The following is a 22,562-nucleotide window of genomic DNA, read 5'->3' as shown; positions in this document are numbered from 1 at the left end:
CTTACAATGACATCATTCATATTGGTGAATACGTCCCCCACCAGTGAAGCAAACACCTCATACATCAGATTACGAACGGTTTCTTCAAAATCAATAAGATTGTCTGTTTGGTGTATTAATGTGTATAATTTTGATATAATAGTATTCATGAAGAGGCCTCTTTCTAAATGTATTTGCCGTGGTAAGCATACATTTATGATAGAGTGCCTCTTCTTTTTTGGCTAGGATTTTGTAGAATTATCACCGAGAACTATTTTACACATACTAACACTTTAGGACTTATAGAAAAAAGCAATACCGCGGCGATTATAATTAACGTCAGCAGTTCACTCCCGAACTGAAGATGGAAGTGTACCACTTGAAACAAAAGCAGCAACATGCCATACAGTTATAATTGCACGTATGGCGTGTGTAATTATTTCTCCCCGTTGGTTTCCATTTATCTGAAATTGTACCTTTTCAACGGCGCTGCGTTGGCGTAGAAGCAGGGGCGATGTGCCCCTGCCCCGCGTCAGTTTTTATTTCTGCTACAAATTAACGCCAATTCCCGGTCCAATTGGTATTCCCAGAAATACAAACACCAGCAGGAGCAGCGTCCAGATGATCAGGAAGGTGATGCTATACGGCAGCATTAAGGACATTAACGTGCCTATCCCTGCTTTTTTGTCATACTCCTTCATAAAACCTAAAATAATAACAAAATAAGGATTCATCGGCGTGATGACACTGGTGGATGATTCGGCAAGCCGGTAAGCGGCCTGAATAAATGCAGGGTGGTAGTCAAGGAAATAAAACATCGGCAGAAAAATCGGTGCCTGTAATGTCCATTGGGCAGCCCCGCTGAAAATGAGGAGATTCAAAAGAGCAGAAAATATAATAAAGACAACTACTATCCCTATTCCTGTCATTCCTGCTGACTCAAGAAATGTGGCTCCGCTGACTGCTATCCAGGAGCCGATATTGGTCCACTCAAAATAAGCGATAAACTGTGCCGCTGCAAAAATCAGTACAATAAACCCGGACATATCTTTAATGCCCTCACCCATCAACTGAGCAACAGATCGAGAACTTTCAATTTTTTTCACCGTGGTTCCATATGTAATAGCGACTGTAATGAAAAACAGCATAATGATTGGCACAATGCTTGCCAAAAATGGGGATGGAACCATACCTCCTTCTTCATTGCGAAGCGGGGAATCCGGGAAAAAGAGTGCAAAGAGCAGCAGTGCAATATAACCGGCAGCGGCAAAGGCAGTATTCCGAAGTGCCCTTTTCTCTATCGGTTTGGTTGGCTCAAATGCTTTGTTGGCATTGCCTTCATAAGTGCCCAGCTGCGGTTCAACAATCTTTTCCGTAATCAATCCGCCTGCTGCAGTGAGCAGGAAGACAGAAGTAAGCATGAAAAAGTAATTATCAACCGGTGTAACTGTTACGGTTGTATTTAATGAGGACATAACATCTGCCGATATACCGGAAATTACAGCATCCGTATTGGCTATGATGACATTTGCAGTAAACCCGGAGCCCACCCCGGCAAACCCTGCAGCCAATCCTGCGAGCGGATGGCGTCCTATATTGTAAAAAACCATAGCTGCAAGCGGCGGAACGATAATAAAAGCTGCATCTGCGGCAAGGTTTGCTATGATGCCGGTAAAAACTACGGCATAAGTTACAAATTTTCTGGGCGCCTTTAGAATGGTGTTTTTAATTACTGTTTCAATCAAACCGACTTTATTTGCCAGTCCAATACCAATCATCATGGTCAGTACAATGCCAAGCGGGCCAAAACCGATAAAGTTATCAATCATGGACGTAAGCATGAATTGCAAACCTTCAGCCGAAATAAGACTTTTTATGGCAAGTGCCTCTTCTTCACCGGGAAGGGTAAAGGTAATATCAAATAAGGAAATAATCCCAGATAGGAAAATTACGATAATTGCCAGTACAACAAATAACATGAATGGGTCCGGAAGTTTGTTTCCAATTCGTTCGATGCCATTTAATAAGCGGTTTACTTTGGAATTATCCGCGTTATTACGTTGTGGAGCCATTCCACCCACTCCTTTAAAATACAGTAGTTTATAATGCTTATCAGCATACTACGCTTTAAGCGTGAAGGATGTCAAGTAAGTAATGTTGTTCGTTAAGCATGCTCCATAGAATAAACTGATGTAGAAAATGGGAGGCTGTTTCATATAGATGGTACCAATTGGGGTTAACCTTATGAAATAAGAAGTATAGCCGGGTGTCTTTTAATACTGTCCGGAGATTTTCCTAAGCACATTTATCGTTAAATACTTGAGGCTTCATGTAAAATGGAGGAAAGGAGCGGGTCAAATGAAATTAAGTGTCTTGGATCAGGCCCCTGTATCGAGTGGAAAGACCCATGAAGAGGCACTGGCAAATACACTGGAGCTTGCACAGTGGACAGAAAGGCTCGGCTATCATCGTTACTGGGTGGCAGAGCATCATAATACGATTGGGCTAGCGAGCTCTTCTCCCGAGGTCCTGATGACGAGAATTGCTTCGGTTACGAAGGACATCCGGGTTGGTTCCGGCGGTATCCTCTTGCCGCAATACAGCCCGTATAAAATTGCAGAAAATGCGAAAACGATGGCAGCATTTTTTCCGGATAGAATAGATATCGGACTGGGGCGTTCCCCGGGCGGCTCGCCAATAACGCGCAAAGCACTGCTGGATCATCAGCATAAAAGTCTTGAGGCCTTTCCCAGACAGCTTGCTGATTTACAAGGCTTCTTACATAATACCTTGCCGCGGGATCATGCGTTCCGATTAGTGAAGGCCGGGCCGCGGATTGAAAATGTGCCGCCGCTTTGGGTACTGGGTTTATCTGAACGGGGAGCGCAAAATGCAGCGGAATTGGGTCTGGGGTTTGTCTTTGGCCATTTTATTGATCCGGAGAAGGGCATTTCCGCCATGCAAACGTACCGTGAAAATTTTTCTCCATCTGTCAGCATGGAAACACCGCAGTCCTTTGTCTGTATTTTTGTGGTTTGTGCGGAAACAGAAGAAGAAGCGGAGGAGCTGGCGTTATCACAGGACAAATGGCTCCTGAATGTGGGCAAGGGAGCTGGTACTGTTGTCCAATCCCCTGAGCAGGTGCGGAAGAGACCTTTTACCAGGGATGAATTGGAGACCATCCGGCATAATAGGAAAAGAGCAATAATAGGAACACCTGAAATGGTGAAACAGAAATTATTGAAATTACAGGAAGATTATCAAATAGATGAGTTTATGATCATTACTAATATTCATGATTTCGAGGCAAAGAAAAAGTCATATCAGCTGGTGGCAGATGCCGTGCTTTCATAAAAAGAGTGAGCGTAATTTGCAAACACCATCCAAGCAGGTTGATAAAATATAATTATAGATGGGAAGGGTTAAGCATATGAAATTAAGTATATTGGACCAAGCCCCTATAACAAAAGGGAACAAGTCTGCAGATGCATTAAAAAAAGCAGAAGAGCTGGCTGTTTTAGGCGATGAGTTAGGCTATCACCGGATGTGGATGGCTGAGCATCATGGTACAAATGATTATGCAAGCTCCGCTCCGGAAATAACAGCTGCACATCTGGCAGCTAAAACAAAACATATCCGGATTGGTACCGGCGGGGTCATGATGATGCATTATTCCCCTTTAAAACTGGCCGAGGTATTTAAGACATTAAGTGCATTCTCGCCCGGCAGGATTGATTTTGGTGTTGGCCGTGCTCCCGGCGGAGATAATCATTCCATCTATGCATTATCAGAAGGCCGCCAGCCAATGGTAAATAATATGTATGAGAAGCTGGATACTGCACTGCAGCTGATTAATGATGAAATCCCCGAAGACAGGTTATACAACAGAACGATTGCAACACCAGCCCAAGTGGCATTGCCGGAAGCCTGGCTGCTCGGATCCACGGGAAACAGTGCACTACAGGCCGGGAGAAGAGGTGTCGGCTATTCCTTTGCACAGTTTTTTGCCGGCGCCATGTCGGAGGAAATTTTTGCTGCATATAAAAATAACTTTCAGCCCTCTGCCTTCATGGAAAAGCCGCAAATTAATGTCAGCTATATGGTAACAACAGCGCAAACAAAGGAAGAGGCAGAGTTTGAAGCAAAGCCGCAGGATATATGGCGTTTACTATTTATGAAGGGAAAACTTATGCCGGTGATGACACCTGTGGAGGCACGGGATTATCCATTAACGGAAATGGATCGGATGCAGATTAAAGAAAATCGTAAAATACATCTTGTAGGAGATGCGAAGGAAGTCGCAGCAATTTTAAGAGAAGACCAGGCCCGTTATGAATTTGACGAAGCGATGATTGTAAGCATTCCGCATTCACAGGAACAGCGTTTGAATGTGTACCGTTTACTGGCCAGGGAATTATTGTAGCATTTGGTGCGGGGAGGGGTTCTGTGATCAAAAAGGTTTCATATACAATCAGAAATTCAAAAAGGAAACTATTTGGATTACATGAAAAGCCATTTCCCGCTTGAAAAAGCCATCCCCAGCTCCTTTCGGAAATAAACCTGCCCGCAAGCAGATAAAGCCGCCTAACAATTGTAGAAATACAGCGGCGGCACAGGTCCCGCCTGATGCATGCCAACAGAGCTTCCCAACCCGAATACCTCCCTCCTGTTGACCACATTTAAAAGGGCTATATCAATCTGTGCGGAATATGATATAATATACTAAACTAACATTCACTCAAAAAAGGTGTGCTTTTTGAACGCGCCTTATTTTACTGCGTATATAAATAGCATGTACAGAATTCATCTAAATTTTTTATGTAAGGAAGGTTATGATGAAAAATAAACAAGTCAGCACAGATGTTATCTTAATCGGTGCCGGAATTATGAGCGGCACATTAGGGACACTTTTAAAAGAATTAGCGCCGGACTGGAAAGTTACTGTATTTGAAAAGCTTGCACAAGCGGGAGAGGAAAGTTCCCATGAAATGAATAATGCAGGAACAGGGCATGCAGCACTTTGTGAATTAAACTACACAAAAGAAGGTCCGGATGGATCAATCGATATCAGTAAAGCAAAAAACATAAATGAACAATTTCGCGTTTCGATGCAGTATTGGTCTTATCTGGTAAATAAAGGCCTGCTCCCAAACCCGGAAGAATTCATTATGCCGCTTCCGCACATGAGTATGGTACAGGGCGAGGCAAATGTGGAGTTTTTGAAAAAACGCTATAAAGCCATGTCCAACAACCCGCTTTTTGACGGGATGGAATTCTCCGATGACCCGGAGACGCTAAAATCATGGATGCCGCTTATTATGGAAAACCGCACATCCCGCGAGCCTATTGCTGCCACGAAAATAGATACGGGCACTGACGTCAACTTTGGCGCATTAACCCGTAAAATGTTTGATCACCTCGAGGAAACAGATGTGGAAGTAAATTACAGACATAGTGTAGAGGACATTAAGCGTACTGAAGATGGCGCGTGGGAAGTCCGCGTGATTGACCATGAAAATCATGCCATCGAATACCATACTGCCAAATTTGTCTTTATCGGCGGCGGCGGGGGAAGTCTCCATCTGCTGCAAAAAACAGGCATACCGGAAAGCAAACATATTGGCGGATTTCCGGTAAGCGGGCTCTTCATGGTGTGTAAAAATCCGGAAATCGTGGAGAAGCATCATGGAAAAGTGTACGGAAAAGCTAAAGTGGGTGCACCGCCAATGTCAGTGCCGCATCTGGATACCCGTTATATCGATGGGGAAAAATCGCTGTTATTCGGACCATTTGCCGGATTTTCACCGAAGTTTTTAAAAACAGGATCCATGCTTGATTTGGTTACCTCTGTTAAACCGAACAACGTATTTACCATGCTGTCTGCAGGGGCAAAAGAGCTGCCGCTGACCAAGTACCTGATTCAGCAGGTACTGTCATCCAAGGAACAGCGCCTGGAAGAATTGCGTGAATTTATCCCGGATGCCAAAGCTGATGATTGGGGACTTGTTGTTGCCGGACAGCGCGTCCAGGTGATTAAGGATACAGAAGACGGAAAAGGAACACTTCAATTCGGCACCGAGGTGGTCACCGGAGCTGAAGGTACGGTTGCCGCATTATTGGGTGCTTCTCCGGGTGCTTCTACCGCGGTGAACGTCATGCTGGAAATCCTGGATAAATGCTTCCCTGAGGAAATGAAAGCATGGGAGTCGAAGATTAAAGAAATGATTCCTTCCTACGGTAAGCTGCTGGCAGAAAATCCGGAGCTTTTGGAAAAAGTTCATGCAGAAACTTCCGAAGTGCTTGGATTGAATAAAGCAGACTCAAACGAAATGGCGATTGGCTAGCCTGATAGCATATAAGAGACAAAACGGACCTTTCATCTTTGATGGAAGGTTCTTTTTATGGAAGGAATTTTTTCCAAAAGTGAGTATGTCAGGCAGGAATTTAGCTGCAAGTATGGAAATATATTAAAGATGGAGCTTTCAATTGGATGGAGCAGAACTCAATCTGGATGTTTAATTGAATTAGGGGTGTATTTTTTGCAAAGGTTTATAGAATTTCTGTTTGGGAGAGTAAATAAGGAAAACCGATTTCTAACTATTGCTTACTGGGCTTTTGTCCTGTTCTACTTTATATCTGTTGTGTTTTTGGCTATACAGCAAATTGGCTGGGTGTTGCTGCTGCCTGTCATATTATTCCCTGTGATGTTTAGAATAGTTTATGGTCTTGTTGGGTTTGGGGCAGGAAAGCTTCATTCAAAGAAATGGATTTGGCTGGCAGGCGGCATAGTTGTTTTTATAGCCGGATTTGCCGGGGCTATGTTTTTATTCGCCGATAATGTAGCCATCAACGCAAGCAAAAGTATGTCAAACGGAAATGTTGAAGTATCCATTGGGACATTAAAAGGGAGCTACGAGGTGGCGGAATATGATGTTACGAGCGGGGGAATTCTGTCCATTCCTTATGAAGCAGTGGTTGCTGAAGGAATAGTATCGCTGACAGTGGAAAAAGGAAACGAGGTTTTATGGAAAGAAAATATCCCGGCCTCAGGTGAAGGCAATATCGAATTTCAGGCTGAACCAGGGACTTATGATATTATTATTGTTACGGAGGAAGCGAAGGATGTGTTTATAGAGCTCAGCAGTCCTTAGCATTGCAGCAGGAAAGGAAAGCTGCACGGAATAAATAAGCTGGAAGTGAAGTTATGAAATATGGAGAAATTACTCATGGGATTTTTGAGAAAAGGCTAAATAGATTTATCGCCGAGGTTTTCATTTATGGGGAAAAAGAAAAAGTACATATTAAAAATACCGGCAGGCTAAAAGAATTGCTTGTGCCCGGGGCTGAAGTTTTGCTGGAGCATAGCGGCAATCCGCAGCGAAAGACGAAGTACTCATTAGTTGCGGTTAAGAAAAGCGATGGCTGGGTTAATATTGACTCCCAGGCGCCGAATACAGTTGCGTTTGAAGCGCTTGATAATGGGGATCTTAAGCAATTTGGCTGCCTGGACGTGATTAAAAGGGAAGTAACTTACGGTGCTTCCCGATTTGACATTTATTTTGAAAAAGACAAGGAAAAAGGGTTTATAGAGGTCAAAGGTGTCACACTGGAGAAGGACGGGGTTGCCATGTTCCCGGATGCGCCAACCATCCGGGGAACAAAGCATGTGCTGGAATTGGCCGCAGCTGCCCGGGAAGGATATACTGCTGCGATTTTGTTTCTTATACAAATGAAAGGATGCCGGCAGTTTACACCGCATGCAGAAATGGATAAAAATTTTGCAGAAGCGGTGCAAAGGGCAGCGGCGGAAGGGGTGCACATATTGGCTTATGATTGCATTTTAAGGGAAAATGAGCTCGTACTGGATCAGCCTGTTCCGGTGAAGTTGTGTTAAAGAGTGACAGGGTCTTCAGGTTGTTTTTTTCAGCATGGGTGCACCTGGTTTACGTAATTTGCAGGGATTCAAGAAAATGGATGAGGCCCCAAATATATGCTTCATGTTTGTCATCGGCCAATAGCCGTTCAATGATGTACTTGATGACTGGTCTCAGGTATGTCAACGGGCAAAAGAGGTTCCATGACGACCCTGATAGTCGTTCTCGAGTATGTCATCGGGCAAAAGAGGTGTCATGACCACCCTGATAGTCCGTCTCAGGTATGTCAACGGGCAAAAGAGGTTCCATGACGACCCTGATAGCCGTTATCAGGTATGTCATCGGGCAAAAGAGGTGTCATGACCACCCTGATAGTCCGTCTCAGGTATGTCACCGGGCAAAAGTGGTTTCATGACCACCCTGATAGTTGTTCTCGGGTATGCCAACGGATAAAATTTATTCCATGACCACCCTGACAGCAAGTCTCAGGTATGCCAACGGGTAAAATTCGTTCCATGGTCACCCTGATAGCCGTTATCAGGTATGTCAACGGGCAAAAGAGGTTCCATGACGACCCTGAGAGTCGTTCTCAGGTATGCCAACGGGCAAAAGAGGTTCCATGACGACCCTGATAGTCCGTCTCAGGTATGCCATCGGGCAAAAGTGGTTCCATGACCACCCTGAACGTCTTACTCGGGGTGGTCAAGGCCCCAACCGAGTCAAGTCCATAATTCTGTGTAAAAGTATATTTTCGACCAACAGAAGTATTTTTTAAAATTATAGTTCTATAGCAGCCACAGCTTTGCTGCTCGCCATTGACTGCAGTGAGAAAATTCCCCATCCCTCGTGCGTGGTACATTTAGTTTAAGTGTACCGGCCCCGGTGATCAATTCACGCTCATAGTAACCATTCCGATAGCCTTTGCGACTGTCTGTTCGCTCATGAGAAAGAGCATTAATATATTCGTCCCTTTCTTTTTCCATTAATGAATTTAAAATCAGAGCTAAAGAAGATTTAACAGGAGATTCCAAAGAACTATTTTCGACTTTCTCTTTAAGATTTTCTAAATCTATAGTAATATTTATTTGGGTCATCTTTTCATACCTCCATGTGTTGTTTTCTGGGTCGAAAATATTTTAACATGGGTCTGAAAGATGACCTGATTTTTTACTTCACACAATTATATGGATATTATCTAAAATTCGTTCCATGACCACCCTAATAGCTCGTCTCAGGTATGTCATCGGGCAAAAGTGGTTCCATGACCACCCTGATAGTCCGTCTCAGGTATGCCAACGGATAAAATTTATTCCATGACCACCCTGAGAGTTGTTCTCGGGTATGCCAACGGATGAAATTTATTCCATGACCACCCTGAGAGTTGTTCTCGGGTATGCCAACGGATAAAATTTATTCCATGACCACCCTGAGAGTCGTTCTCGAGTATGTCAACGGGCAAAAACTGTTCAATGACGACCCTGATAGCAAGTCTCAGGCATGCCATCGGGCAAAAACTATTCAATGACGACCCTGATGGTCGTTATCAGGCATGTCATCGGGCAAAAATTCGCCCATCATGTCTCTGATGATGAGCTGCCCCGGAAAAATGAATCTATTCAAAAATAACCGCGATGATTTATACAGCTCCAACATATTAAAAACCCGCAAAAAAACTACTCCCGTACAATCCCGTCTCCTTTTATAAAAAACTTACTGGATGTCAATGCAGGCAGTCCCATCGGCCCTCTTGCATGCAGCTTTTGCGTGCTGATGCCAATTTCCGCCCCATATCCAAATTCAAATCCATCCGTAAATCTGGTTGATACATTATGGTAGACTGCTGCAGCATCCACACCCTGCTGGAATAGGGAGGCATTATGCTGATCCTCCGTAATTATCGCTTCGGAATGTCTTGTGCCGTATTTATTAATATGGCGTGCAGCTTCCTTCACATCCTCCACCAATTTTACACTAATGGATAGCCCGAGGTATTCCGTATGCCAGTCTTCCTCCGTTGCCGGCTTTGCTTCAGGGAAAGCAGCCATGACTTTTTCATCCGCAATAATCTCCACGCCATGCTGTCTTAACTTCTCCAGCAGTGTGACCCCATATTGCGCAAACCATCCAGGATGGATCAGCAAGGATTCAATCGCATTACAAACGGATGGGCGCTGCAGTTTCGCGTTTACTACAATTTCTTCTGCCATCTTCTGTTTTGCCGACGCATCAATATATACATGACAGTTTCCTGCACCCGTCTCAATCACTGGGACCGTGGATTCACGAACGACAGTATCAATCAGGTTTTTTCCGCCGCGGGGAATCAATACATCCAGGTATTCATTCAGCCGGAAGAGTTTTTTCGCCGTCTCTCTGCTCGTATCCTCAATTAATTGCACAGCGTTCCGAGGTACATTGCTTTTCTCCAGAGCAGCATGAATGGACTTAACAAGCGCCATATTCGAATGTTTAGCCGAGGAGCTGCCCCGCAATATCACCGCATTTCCTGTCTTTAAAGAAAGGGTTGCCGCATCAACGGTCACATTTGGCCTTGCTTCATAAATCATGCCGACAACCCCAATTGGGACCCGTTTCTTTTCCACAACCAGGCCATTCTCCTTTTCGATCAACTCCAATGTTTCCCCAATGGGATCCGTCAGTTCGATTATCTGCTTAATCCCTGCTGCCATGGCTTCTATCCGTTCTGGTGTAAGCAATATGCGGTCCAGAATAGCATCTGACATGCCTCTGTCCTTTCCCGCTTCAATATCTTTTTTGTTTTCCTGCAAAATAAATTCCTGGTCTTCTAAAATCTGCAATGCCATCCATTGCAATGCGCTGTTTTTTTCTGCTGTTGTTAATGCGTTCATAGCGTAGCTTGCTTCCTGTGCCTGTTTACCCTTCCACTGTACTTCGCTCTTTAACTGTACTTTGCTCATCCACAATACCCTCTCTTTGTATAGTTAAATCCACCCAATGATCTCCGCGTATAACCTTGAGTGCCGGTTTTCCATCTTCTTTATTACGGTTTTCCAACCATGCTTTTAATTCACTTGAAGAACATTTTACCTGGCCTTTACCGAGCAGACCGTTCTTGCTCAACACCTCCACAACATCGCCGGCTTCAAACATGCCCTTTACCTTGAAAATACCTGCGGACAAAAGACTTTTGCTGTGAAATCGGATGGCTTCTTCCGCCCCCTGGTCCACGTAAATTTTTCCGGATGATTTGGAGTGCAGCCCGATCCACTGTTTTTTCGTATTAATCCAGTGCAGCTCCGGATTGGCAATGTAGGTGCCGTCTCCCTCTCCCTTCAGGACGTCCAGCAGCTTACTTTTCCCCTGTCCCTGGCCGACAAAAACAGGAACCCCAAGGGAGAGTGCAGTTCTGGCGGCAATCAGTTTTGATTTCATGCCGCCAGTTCCGACTTTGGAGCCATTTTCATCTGCTGCCTGAATCATGGAATCCGTAATGTTCTCCAGGTAATGCAGTTTTTGGGCGTTCGGATTGGTTTTCGGATTGCCGTCATAGATTCCATTAATATCTGTTAAAATAATCAATCGGTCAGCATGGACAAAACCGCTTACCAGCGCGGAAAGCATATCATTATCCCCAAAGGTTAATTCATCCACGGATACCGTGTCATTCTCATTAATAATCGGCAAAATACCACGGTCGAGCAATTCGCTTATCGTCGCAAAAGCATTCTGATACCTTTCCCGATTGGAAAAATCAGAGCGTGTCATCAACAATAAGGCAGCAGTTACATTGTAAGTATTTAATTTTTCCAAATAGGTTTGTATTAAGAGACTTTGCCCAACGGCGGCAGCCGCCTGCCTTCCCTTTAAACTGACCGGCCGGGAAGCGTAACCCAATCTCTTAAAACCGGCAGCTACAGCGCCGGAGGATACCAAAATAACGTCATGCCGCTTTTTTCGCAATGCTGCAATGGCATGCACGTGATCTTCCAGTTTATGATGATTGATTTCTCCATTTTCATTTGTCAGTGAACTGCTGCCAATTTTCACTACAATCCGTTCTTTTACCATGTTCATTACCCCTGATTATGTATTAAAAAAACCCGGGCCTTTTCCAAAAAATGAGATAACGCCAAGGTTATATTTATAAGTGATTATGAATTATTATGCAACAAGTTGAATAAATATTCAAGGCTAATTTTAATAAATTTAAAAAATTTATGTTTGGAACAGCACGATTTAACCAGCCAGAAGGATCGTGCAGCCCGAAAAAGTTGGCCAAATAATGAAAACACCAGAAACAGAGGGGCTCAGTGTTTCTCAGGAGCTCTTGTAAAAAAGAAACCAGCTGCTTTAAGTCCCTGTAGTTTTGTTTGCCACTAAGCTGGCTCTATTATCTTTTTTGCCACGAACTCCCGACAGGACATTGAGTCTGGAAGATGTTTGCAGTTATTCTCTCATGACTTTTATTATTACTAAAAGGTGAAGGGCTGCACAACGGTACACTATTTTCCCGAAGTCAACCCTAAACTCTCCATCCAAACGATCGTCATCAGCATTCTTCCAAGCGGGTTCATATGCACCCCGTCTGTAGTCAGTTTGTTACCTGGAAATTGCCGGATATATTCTATAAATCTATCATGCATGGGAACGTGAACGGCATTAAATTCCTTGCTTAACATTCTCGTAATGGCTACATATTCCTTTAGCAGTTTATTCCCTTCAGCATTTTCATCTTCCCCAATCATCGTCGGTTCCAGTATAATCAGTTTTGCATTCGTATTCTCTTTCGTCTCCTTCAGCAGTTCGCGGTAAATATCCATAAACGCAGCGGGGGAAACCTGTTCCAATTCCGGACTGTCCAGCTGACGCCATACATCATTTATGCCAATGGAAACAGAAAGCCAGTCAGGTTCCTCCTGTATCACATCTTTTTCCCATCGCTGCTGTAAATCTGTCACTCTATTTCCGCTTATTCCCTTATTCACTATTTGTAAATACAGTTCAGGATAACACAAAGCAAAATAATCATGAATGTGGCGGACATACCCAGTCCCCAATCCGTCCTCCTCCTGAAAACGATTATCCTCTGTAATGCTGTCTCCAATAAATACGACTTTTTCCCCAGCTTTAAACTCCATTAAAGTCCCTCCAACTATACACGCTTATAAAGCTATCATAACATAACTTTTATTAATAGAAGGTTATGTTTGTAAACGAACTGTGAAGATACTGCTAAAAGTATGTAAATTTTCTGAAATCCATCTTCACAATAGAGGATCTGTCTGTTTAAATGAAAGCGAAACCGGGTATGCGGATAGGTTTCAAGATTCAAAGATATTATTAATAAAACCTGCAGGAGGTGAAACTTTCGGCTCATGAAGGGTCAGCATATTTAGTAGTTTTATCATCTAGTAAATTTATGGAAAATTAATTATTCTAAAATTAGGCAATTAACCATAAAACAAGTTTGGGTTGATGATGCGTGAAGGGATATGGAGAATGAAGTTTGCAGAAGCGGCTGCAGTCAAATAAGCCTGTAAATCTCATAGTGGTATCAGTCAGAGGTTAACCATACAAACTTAAACATTGAATACATACAAGATAGGAATTGGCAGATCCAGACAGAAAGCAGCGCCGCAAGTCAGAGCCTGCAGCTGATGCCATTCGTCCCGCAATATTTTCCCGATCAGAGGCTGTGCCCGCAAATCCATGTACGTATACGCAGAATGACACTGTTGAGCTTGTTAACCGGTTAAACAAAAAGGAGGAGAAACGATTGCATGGACGAACCAAAAGAAAATATGTAAGTATGATGATGATTTTTGTTTTGATGTTAAGCATGTTGACGCCTGCAGCAGAACCAGTGAGTTTGCAGGCTGCAGAAACAGAAACTTCTATCACAGTCGCGGAAGCCATCGAGCTGGATAATGATGGAAGTGAACAGACGGTTGAAGGGTATATTGTTGGGTATGTCATTAGTCCTGATAATGTCTCGGATCATGATTTTCGGGAGGATCATAATGTTGCCCTGGCAGATGAAGCCGGTGAAACTGACCCAGCGAATATGCTGTTTGTTCAAGTAAGCAGTGAATATCGCTCCGAATTCGGACTGGCTACAAATCCGAATAATCTGGGTAAAGAAATTGTGGTCACCGGCTTAATGGAAGAATATCACACGCACTATGGTCTAAAGAGTCCCAGCGATATGAGGTTTGCCTCGGAAAATGACGAGCCAGATGAACCGGACGAGCCGTTAGAATTGCAGACAATTGCTGAAGTAAGAGAACAGGCTGCAGGTGAAGCGAAAACAAAAGGCGTAGTGACAGCCAAGCTGAAAAATACCATTCAAATACAGGATGAAACAGCGGCTATTGCTGTAAGACCAACATCCCTTGATGTGAATGTTGGCGATGAAATCACCGTCACCGGGAACTTGAATGATTACCGGGGATTATTGCAGCTGGATAATGCTGTAGTAGATGAACAAAATGCAGATGCAGACATTCCGGCCCCTGTAAACCTTCAGGGCAATGAACTGGAAAATCATCAATCAAAACTGGCAGCCGTTGATCATGTAACACTAATCGATGTCAATGATGGCGGGGATTGGGCAAATTACACTGCAGAAGATGAAGCCGGAAATACATTTATTGTACGTGATGAAACAGGTGAGCTAAGCCTGAATACAGGTGTCACCTATGATTCTATTACTGGTATTGTCATCCAGTTTGATGATGATCAGCAGATTATTCCGCGCAGCCAGGCAGATATTATCGGAGATGCCTCTGCGGTCCAGCCAGTGACAGCCACACCTGGTCCGGGAATGATTCCGGCAGGGTCGGAAATTACACTGGCAACAGTGACAGAGGGTGCAGAAATTTTTTACACGACGGACGGCAGTGATCCTTCCTCGGTAAATGGGGAGCTTTACAGCGATGGGATCACCATTGATACGGATGTAACCATTAAAGCAATCGCTGAAAAGGATGGATTAACAGCAAGCAGCATTGCTGAACTTAACTATACTGTCTACGATCCTGAGGATGGCATCATGATTCACGATATTCAGGGAGAAGGTCATGAATCTCCACTCGTTGGAAGTACGGTAGAAGGTGTGGAAGGGATTGTTACTTATAAATATGAATTAAGAGGTGCGCATTATTTTCATATGCAAACACCTGAAGCGGATTATGACGGAAATGAGAAAACATCGGAAGGAATCGTCGTCTATACCGGTAATCAGGACCTGGCCGAGGTCGGAGATCTTGTCCATGTGACCGGGGAAGTCGATGAATATCATATTGATGGATATAATGACAGGCAGGAAACGGATTTATCAGTTACACAAATTGCTGCGCGTGATGATTGGGGCGGCGATGTGGAAATAATTGAAAGTGATGTGGAATTGCCCTCACCTATTGAGCTGACATCCAGCGACATTCCTGAAAACATTATTGGAGACGACGGTTTTTCCAGCTTTGAGCCGGAAAACTATGCCATTGATTTTTGGGAAAGCATGGAAGGCATGCGGGTGGAAGTAGCCCCTTCTAAAGCAGTGGCACCACAGGAACATGGTGATCTGGTTGTAGCAACGGAAGAGTTTACACCGGAAAATAGCACAGCCAATGGCGGAATTCGTTTAACGGAAGCAGGACCAAATGCACAAACGATTCAATATAAGCTGCAGCCCAACGATGTAGCAAGAGATTTTGCAGTCAAAACTGGTGACCGGTTCACGGAACCAATCGAAGGTGTAGTGAACTACGGGTACGGAAACTATAAAGTGTATGCAGATCTGGGGGATGCGCAAGCGGCTTTGACAGAAGGAAATACACAGCCGGATCCAACAACTGTGATCGATAAAGATAAAGACAAGCTGACAGTTGCCACCTACAATGTGGAAAATTTTTCGGCAAACACAAGTGAGACTCCGGAACAAAAAGCGGAAGATATTGCCCGGGCGTTTGTTAATGATATGGATAACCCGGACATTGTAGGCATAGTGGAAGTGATGGATAATAATGGACAAAATGAGGGGCCGAATGATGCCGATGCTTCTGCAAGCTATGAACGGCTGATTGAAGAAATCCGGAATCAGGGCGGGGTTAATTATGACTATGCCAATATTGATCCCGAGTATAATCAGGATGGCGGAGCACCACATGGCAACATTCGTGTTGGTTACCTATTTAATCCGGAACGTGTATCCCTGGTGGAAGGGGAGCATGGTACAGCCTCCGGAGCTGCGGATTATGAGGAAGGGCAGCTGACACTGAACCCGGGGCGTATTTCTCCAAATGAGGAGACGTTTGAAAATACACGCAAGCCGCTCGCAGCCCAGTTTGATTTTAATGGAGAAAGCGTGGTTGTCATCAACAATCACTTTAATTCCAAAAGCGGAGATGATGGTGAGTTTGGGCAAAATCAGCCGCCTGTAAAAGGAAGTGAACCCCAGCGCCATGAGATGGCTCGGATTGTTAACGAATTTGTGAAAGACATGAAGGCAGATAATCCAAACGAAAATGTAGTTGTTTTAGGAGATATGAATGATTTTGAATTTACAGAGACACTGGATATTCTTGAAGGTAATGAATTGACCAATGCCATGATGAAAGTGCCGGAAGAAGAACGGTACACCTACATTTATCAGGGCAATTCCCAGGTGCTTGACCATGTTCTTGTTTCCAATCACCTGGCAGATGTGACAGAAGTGGATGTACTGCATGTGAATGCTGACTTTACGGATATGCATGGACGTGCGAGTGATCATGATCCGATTTTGACACAGATCGATCTTACGGCAGCTGAAGAAGTAGAGACTGGCTATGAATTATCGATTATGCATATGAACGATAATCATGCACGCGTAGAACCATTGCCTAATATGGTAACGGCCATCAATGAATTTAGGGCCGAGAATCCGGATTCCTTGCTATTGCATGCGGGGGACGTATTTTCAGGAACCTTGTATTTTAATGAATTCAAGGGTCAGGCTGATTTGGAATTGATGAACTTGATGGGATTTGATGCGATGGTGTTTGGTAACCACGAATTCGATTTAGGCGGCGAAGAAAACGGTCATGAATCACTGGCAGCATTTGTGGAAAATGCCAACTTTCCGTTCCTTGGCACAAATATTGACTTTTCCCGGGATCCTTTCATGAGCGATCTTGATACAAATGAATCATTGGTTGCCAATCCGCAGGACGGGGAAGTTTACGATAGTATCATTTTGGAAGTGGATGGAGAAGAAATTGGGATTTTCGGTCTGACCTCAGAAGATACGGCGAACATTGCAAACCCGGCGGAAGTGACTTTTGAGGATTTTGTGGAAACTGCAGAAGAAGCTGTAGAGAAATTTGAAAATGAAGGTATTGATAAAATTATTGCCCTGACGCACATCGGCTTTGACAGTGCACCTGAAGTAGGCAATGATTTGCGACTTGCAGAGGAAGTGGATGGCATTGACATCATTGTTGGCGGGCACTCCCATACTGCACTCGAGGAACCTGTGGTTGTCCCGGAAGCAGTAACGATGATTACTGACGGGGAAGCAGCGGAACCGACTGTTATTGTTCAGGCCGGAGAGTACTCCGAGTATCTTGGTACACTTGATGTAACATTTGATGAGGATGGAATTGTAACAGGCTACAGCGGCGAGTTGGTGGAAGTGGACACACGTGAAGCGGATCCGCAAGCTTTGGCAGTACTGGAACCATACAAAGAACAAGTCGACGAAGTAATGAATGAAGAAATTGGCGCAAGAGCCATGAAAGATCTGACCAATCCGCGCCAGGATGAACCTGGTGATGACAGTGTCCGGGCAAATGAAACGGAGCTTGGCAATTTGGTAACAGATGCGATGCTTGCCAAGGCACAGGAAAAAGAGCCTGATACGGTAATTGCTTTTCAAAATGGCGGCGGGATCCGCGCACCGATTGATGAAGGTGAAATAACAACTGGTGAAGTGATTAACGTATTGCCATTTGGCAACAATCCAGTGGTAGCGACATTGTCCGGTCAGGAGATCAAGGATCTTCTGGAGCACAGTGTCCGACAGGCACCGGCTGAAAATGGCGGATTCCTGCATGTATCCGGTATGCAATTTTATTATGACAGCGAAAAAGAGCCGGGCAGCCGTGTAGTTCAAATGTATGTGGAGATGGACGGCGAACTGAAAGAAATACAGCTTGATGAGGAGTATCAAGTGACAACAAACGGTTTCACCGGACGGGGCGGCGACGGTTTTGAGACTTTTGCAGACGCTTATGAGGATGGACGTGTAAGAGACATCGGCGAATCCGACTGGGAGCAATTAAGAGATTACATGGTCGAAGAAGCGTATCTCGCCGGGATCGTAGACCCTGAGCGGGAAGGCAGAATAGTCGATCTGATGGGTGAAGAACTCCCTGAAGAACCGGGCGATGACGACGGCAATAACGGAGATAATGGTTCAAACGGAGATGGTGGTGATCCTGATGGAAATAGTACCGGCTCGAACGGAGATAGTACAAACGGAACTGGATCTGATTCAGATGACGATAGTTCGACACCAGGCGGAACTGGTTCCGCTTCTGGTAAGGCCGGGCCGGGTGCGAAAGATGGCGGAACAGCTGGCGGTGATCATGGAGCAGTCCTGCCAGATACAGCAACCAGCATGTATCTGTACTTGCTGATTGGCAGCCTATTGCTTCTGGCAGGTGGAATGATTCTTCTTTACAGAAGAAAATATTCTCAGTAGTCTTTCCGCTTTCCAATTATGATCTGCTAATAGAAAAAAGTTTGTTATGTTTCATCAACGAAGCAGTCCCTTTGGAACTATAAGGGGCTGTTTCTTATTATAAATAATCCATCCAATATAACCTTCTAAAAAAAGTTTACGCATCCACAAGTTCGTCCTGCAAATCATGCCCGAGTACCTGTTTACTGTTTAAGTCCTTATTTATACATCACTTCAATACCCGCTGTTATGAAAACAGACGAAGGAATGATGTTGCAAAGAACAATTAAATTATTTAATATGCTTGGCGAAAGTATTTTTAAAAGTATGTAAAATTTTCTGAAACCCTCTTCACAAAGACAGCATCATCCGGTTAAAATGAATGTAGTAAGATTATTTTAATTGTATAGGACTTTTGTATGCTGTATATTTAGCCAACTGCGTATAAAAAGGACAAAACAAAGGTTTAAAAGAATACAGAAATATTATTGGTGTGATAGCCGGGAATATTGTAATATTCACGGGAAAGGAGTGAAGCAATGAAATTAAATAAAAAAATAACCCGCAGCTGGATGATGTATGACTTTGGTAATTCCGCGTTTGCTACGACAATCATGGCCGCCGTGCTGCCGGTGTTTTATTATGATGTGGCTGCAGTCGGGCTCGATGAAAATCTTGCTGCAAGCTACTGGGGTTATTCGCAATCCATTGCTGTTCTGGTAGTGGCAGTTCTAGCGCCAATACTGGGAGCAATCAGTGATTTTTCCGCGGCAAAGAAGAAGTTCCTTCGATTTTTTGCATTCATGGGTATTATCGCAAGTATTTTATTGGCATTTGTAGGTGAAGGAGATTACATATTAGCTTCTGTTCTGTTTATCATTGGCTCTATTGGTTTTTCCGGGGGAAATATTTTTTACGATGGATTACTCCCGGATATAACGGATGAAAAAAATATTGATAAAGTTTCGGCGGGCGGGTTTGCTTACGGATATATCGGCGGTGGAGTTTTACTTGCCATAAATATTTTAATGATCCTTCAGCCGGGCTGGTTTGGATTGCCCAATGCCACAGTGGCAAGTCAAGTGTCCTTTGCTTCAGTTGGTATCTGGTGGTTCGTATTTTCCATTCCATTGTTTAAAAATATAAAAGAAGAGCAAAAGGAAAAGGTGAAGCGCGACCGGTCTTATATTGCGATTGGTTTTTCCAGAGTGGGAAATACTTTTCGCGAGCTGAAAATGTATAAGCAATTATTAATATTTTTATTGGCTTTTTGGCTGTATAATGATGGAATCTCAACGATTATCCGAATGGCAACGGTGTATGGAAGAGACGTGGGAATTGATGGGAATTCCCTGATTGTTGCTTTACTAATTACACAGTTTGTAGGAATTCCATTCACATTTTTCTTCGGATGGATCGCTGAAAAAATTACTGCTAAGAAAGCTTTATATATCACGCTTTATGTGTACCTGGGGATTGTCATCCTGGGATATTTCATGACATCTGCTGTCCATTTTTATATACTGGCTGTTTGTGTTGGAATGGTGCAGGGCGGTGCCCAATCATTGAGCCGCTCCATCTTTGGCAGAATGGTGCCCGCAGGAAAACATGCGGAGTTTTTCGGGTTTTACGGAATATCTTCCAAATTTGCAGCGGTATTTGGACCGTTTTTATTTGCTTTTATCGGACAGATTACTGGTTCAAGCAGGCTGGGGATCTTATCACTGATATTCTTCTTTGTAGCCGGTATTATCCTGCTGAAGTTTGTTGATGTTGAAAAAGGTATGAAGGATGCTGAAAAAGCAGCCGACAGAGAAGGAAAGGCGGAAATTAAGCCGCAATAAAATATCTCAAGTGTTGGCATAAGAATAAACGGGCAGGATGAATACCGTTTAGAAGGGGCTTGGCATATGAACGGAAATTTATCACGGGAAGTGGTGATTAGTCCTTTTTGACTAACATTGTTTACAGCTTTTCTCTCTGCAAACATTGCTTATTTTATACCCAAGAAAATGAAGAATAATAACAATGAAACTTAATCATGTTTCCATTATCGGCTACGGTCATGGATAGGGAATTCATTCATTTTTTATATTATAAGTTAGAAATAGAATGGTGAAGGGAGATGTAAAGTTTGGGTATAGGTTCTTGGGTAGCTATAGCTGTTGCGCTGGCAGCTGCCATAGGTCTTTTAGGTAAAAAAAAGAAAAGGTAGAGAGTTTTTTCATGATGTATAAGGAAAGTAAAGAAGGCATTTTCATTAAGTACAGCCATGTTAAACCATGTAAACGAATCTCCTTCTCATCAAAATATCACGATACATTCTTGAATTTTACTCATTGTAATGATACGATTAAAATATAATTAAATACTGCATCACATGTTACTGATTAGATCAGGCATGGTGGTACACTCAGGAAACCCGCCCGGGTACCTTTGTTACTGCCATGCCTTTTTATGTGATTTCCGTTCTCTGTTTTATAAATAAAGCTGTAATAATGGCCACATAAATTTAGTCAGGAAAAGATTTTTGTATTGCCCAAACACATGTGATGTATGAGAGGTAACCAGTGAGTATAAATGCTTTTTTTCCATATGATAAAAGAGAAAGTGCAAAAAAGGAAGGGTGAAATAAATCGATGCTTAAAAACTTATTTAAAAAACCAAAGGAAACTAAAATTTTTGCACCGGCAAATGGGGAGATTGTGGCTCTTGAGAAAGTCCCCGACCCGGTATTCAGCCAGAAAATGATGGGTGAGGGAATTGCAATCGTACCGGCAGAAGGGAAAATAGTTTCACCTGTAGACGGAGAAGTAATCCAGGTTCCGGAGACAAAGCATGCTATCGGAATTCGTTCGGAGGATGGGATGGAAATTCTTATCCATGTCGGCCTGGAAACCGTTTCATTGAAGGGACAGGGTTTTGATGCGAAAGTTCAAACGGGAGATCAAGTCTCCGTCGGACAAGCACTGCTGGATTTTGATTTAGCATATGTGAAGGAAAATGCAGAAAACATTATCACGCCCATTGTCATTACAAACAGCAGCAATCTCGATAAAGAATATACGATGACAACAGAAAAAGAAGGAAGTGCAGGAGAAACAGTAATTATTACAGCCTCATCACAATGAGGAATGGTCTGGGGTGTTTCTGGTGAAAATAACCAAAATACTAAATAACAATGCGGTTATCGTTAAAGATGGTGAAGAGGAGAATATAGCTATTGGAGCGGGTGTGGGTTTCGGCAAGAGGAAAAACGATATGATTAATCAGGGTAAAATTGAAAAACTTTTTGTGCTGAAGGAAAACGAAAAGCTTCAGCAGCTCCTCCTCCGAATCCCGGAAGAACACCTTGCATTGTCCGAAGAAATTATTTCCTATGCAGAAAAACAGCTGGAGACAAACTTAAATGACCATATCTTATTGGCATTGACAGACCACCTTTCCTTTGCCTTAGAACGGGAAAAACAAGGAATTCACATAAAAAACAAACTGCTGCCGGAAATAAAAGTCCTGTACAAAGAAGAATTTGAAATCGGCCTTTGGGCGATTCAGCATATAAAAGACAGGATAGGAATTGAGATGCCATTGGATGAAGCTGCTTTTATCGCGCTTCATATTCATACGATGAAAATTAAAGGAGGTGATTTACACAAAACAGTCCGGCAAACAGCGGTCGTAAGGGATATGGTGGAAACAATCAAGGATTATTTGGGGATCAGGATCAAAGTAGATGATATTGCATATGAAAGACTGATCACCCATCTTCGTTTTGCCTTAAGCCGGGCAAAAAATGAAGAGCTTCATGTGATGGATGAAGAGATGTTTATGATGATCAAACAAAAATTTGCTGTCTCTTACCAATGTGCCCTGAAAGTTGCTGAGACATTGACTGAAAAACATGGGGTTGAAATACCTGAAGAAGAGTTAGGGTACATTACGCTTCACATTGAAAGGCTTAGAAAGCAATAAATCATTGGCAATAAGCACTTTTGTTATCTCATTTT

Annotated in this window: 14 protein-coding genes and 1 pseudogene; 9 read left to right on the top strand and 6 right to left on the bottom strand. The window is 43.4% G+C overall.

Features of this window, described 5'->3' with window-relative positions; translation table 11 throughout:
- Positions 1–527 precede the first annotated feature (527 nt).
- The gene (locus tag GHD25_RS03090) at positions 528–2,051 is read right to left on the bottom strand and encodes an AbgT family transporter (protein ID WP_164214876.1); all 1,524 of its coding nucleotides are present in this window, start codon (positions 2,049–2,051) and stop codon (positions 528–530) included.
- 286 nt (positions 2,052–2,337) lie between these two features.
- Here GHD25_RS03090 and GHD25_RS03085 point away from each other — a divergent pair, with 286 nt between their 5' ends.
- The 5 genes from GHD25_RS03085 (at position 2,338) to sfsA (ending at position 7,873) form a co-directional block, all read left to right on the top strand.
- On the top strand, positions 2,338–3,333 hold the full coding sequence (locus GHD25_RS03085) for an LLM class flavin-dependent oxidoreductase (protein ID WP_164214875.1): 996 nt from the start codon (positions 2,338–2,340) through the stop codon (positions 3,331–3,333).
- Positions 3,334–3,409: 76 nt separating this feature from the next.
- Positions 3,410–4,402, top strand: a complete 993-nt coding sequence (locus tag GHD25_RS03080; protein ID WP_164214874.1) for an LLM class flavin-dependent oxidoreductase — start codon at positions 3,410–3,412, stop codon at positions 4,400–4,402.
- Between the two features lie 412 nt (positions 4,403–4,814).
- Positions 4,815–6,323 carry a malate dehydrogenase (quinone) gene (gene mqo / locus GHD25_RS03075; protein ID WP_164214873.1) on the top strand — a complete coding sequence of 503 codons (1,509 nt, stop codon included), beginning with the start codon at positions 4,815–4,817 and terminating at the stop codon, positions 6,321–6,323.
- A gap of 129 nt (positions 6,324–6,452) precedes the next feature.
- Positions 6,453–7,130 carry a hypothetical protein gene (locus tag GHD25_RS03070; RefSeq protein ID WP_164214872.1) on the top strand — a complete coding sequence of 226 codons (678 nt, stop codon included), beginning with the start codon at positions 6,453–6,455 and terminating at the stop codon, positions 7,128–7,130.
- Positions 7,131–7,183: 53 nt separating this feature from the next.
- Positions 7,184–7,873 (top strand): DNA/RNA nuclease SfsA, encoded by a 690-nt coding sequence (gene sfsA, locus GHD25_RS03065; RefSeq protein WP_164214871.1) that lies wholly within the window; start codon positions 7,184–7,186, stop codon positions 7,871–7,873.
- Positions 7,874–8,680: 807 nt separating this feature from the next.
- Here the strand turns inward: sfsA and GHD25_RS03060 are convergent.
- The 4 genes and pseudogenes from GHD25_RS03060 to GHD25_RS03045 form a co-directional block, all read right to left on the bottom strand.
- A pseudogene (locus tag GHD25_RS03060) lies at positions 8,681–8,947 on the bottom strand (transposase); the annotation flags it as partial.
- Between the two features lie 579 nt (positions 8,948–9,526).
- Positions 9,527–10,792: a glutamate-5-semialdehyde dehydrogenase gene (locus GHD25_RS03055; RefSeq protein WP_164214869.1), complete on the bottom strand. Its 1,266-nt coding sequence runs from the start codon at positions 10,790–10,792 to the stop codon at positions 9,527–9,529.
- The gene (proB, locus tag GHD25_RS03050; protein WP_164214868.1) at positions 10,749–11,903 is read right to left on the bottom strand and encodes a glutamate 5-kinase; all 1,155 of its coding nucleotides are present in this window, start codon (positions 11,901–11,903) and stop codon (positions 10,749–10,751) included. Before proB ends, GHD25_RS03055 begins: the two co-directional genes overlap by 44 nt.
- 434 nt (positions 11,904–12,337) lie before the next feature.
- Positions 12,338–12,973: an SGNH/GDSL hydrolase family protein gene (locus GHD25_RS03045; RefSeq protein WP_164214867.1), complete on the bottom strand. Its 636-nt coding sequence runs from the start codon at positions 12,971–12,973 to the stop codon at positions 12,338–12,340.
- Between the two features lie 470 nt (positions 12,974–13,443).
- On the opposite strand from GHD25_RS03045, the gene GHD25_RS03040 reads away from it, so the two are divergent.
- Both GHD25_RS03040 and GHD25_RS03035 read left to right on the top strand, forming a co-directional pair.
- Positions 13,444–18,576 carry a 5'-nucleotidase C-terminal domain-containing protein gene (locus GHD25_RS03040; RefSeq protein WP_164214866.1) on the top strand — a complete coding sequence of 1,711 codons (5,133 nt, stop codon included), beginning with the start codon at positions 13,444–13,446 and terminating at the stop codon, positions 18,574–18,576.
- A 518-nt stretch (positions 18,577–19,094) separates the two neighbouring features.
- Positions 19,095–20,399 carry an MFS transporter gene (locus GHD25_RS03035; RefSeq protein WP_164214865.1) on the top strand — a complete coding sequence of 435 codons (1,305 nt, stop codon included), beginning with the start codon at positions 19,095–19,097 and terminating at the stop codon, positions 20,397–20,399.
- A 250-nt stretch (positions 20,400–20,649) separates the two neighbouring features.
- Here GHD25_RS03035 and GHD25_RS03030 read toward each other — a convergent pair whose 3' ends face one another.
- Complete coding sequence (locus GHD25_RS03030) at positions 20,650–20,829, bottom strand: hypothetical protein (protein ID WP_164214864.1); 180 nt, start codon at positions 20,827–20,829, stop codon at positions 20,650–20,652.
- A 365-nt stretch (positions 20,830–21,194) separates the two neighbouring features.
- Here GHD25_RS03030 and GHD25_RS03025 point away from each other — a divergent pair, with 365 nt between their 5' ends.
- Positions 21,195–21,686: a PTS sugar transporter subunit IIA gene (locus GHD25_RS03025; protein ID WP_164214863.1), complete on the top strand. Its 492-nt coding sequence runs from the start codon at positions 21,195–21,197 to the stop codon at positions 21,684–21,686.
- A gap of 22 nt (positions 21,687–21,708) precedes the next feature.
- Positions 21,709–22,527: a PRD domain-containing protein gene (locus GHD25_RS03020; protein WP_164214862.1), complete on the top strand. Its 819-nt coding sequence runs from the start codon at positions 21,709–21,711 to the stop codon at positions 22,525–22,527.
- Positions 22,528–22,562 lie beyond the last annotated feature (35 nt).

This window comes from Virgibacillus aidingensis, assembly GCF_010994035.1.
Lineage (GTDB): Bacteria > Bacillota > Bacilli > Bacillales > Amphibacillaceae > Virgibacillus_N.
The sequence above is the reverse complement of the archived record's forward strand: the minus strand, read 5'-3'. Positions and strand labels throughout refer to the sequence as shown.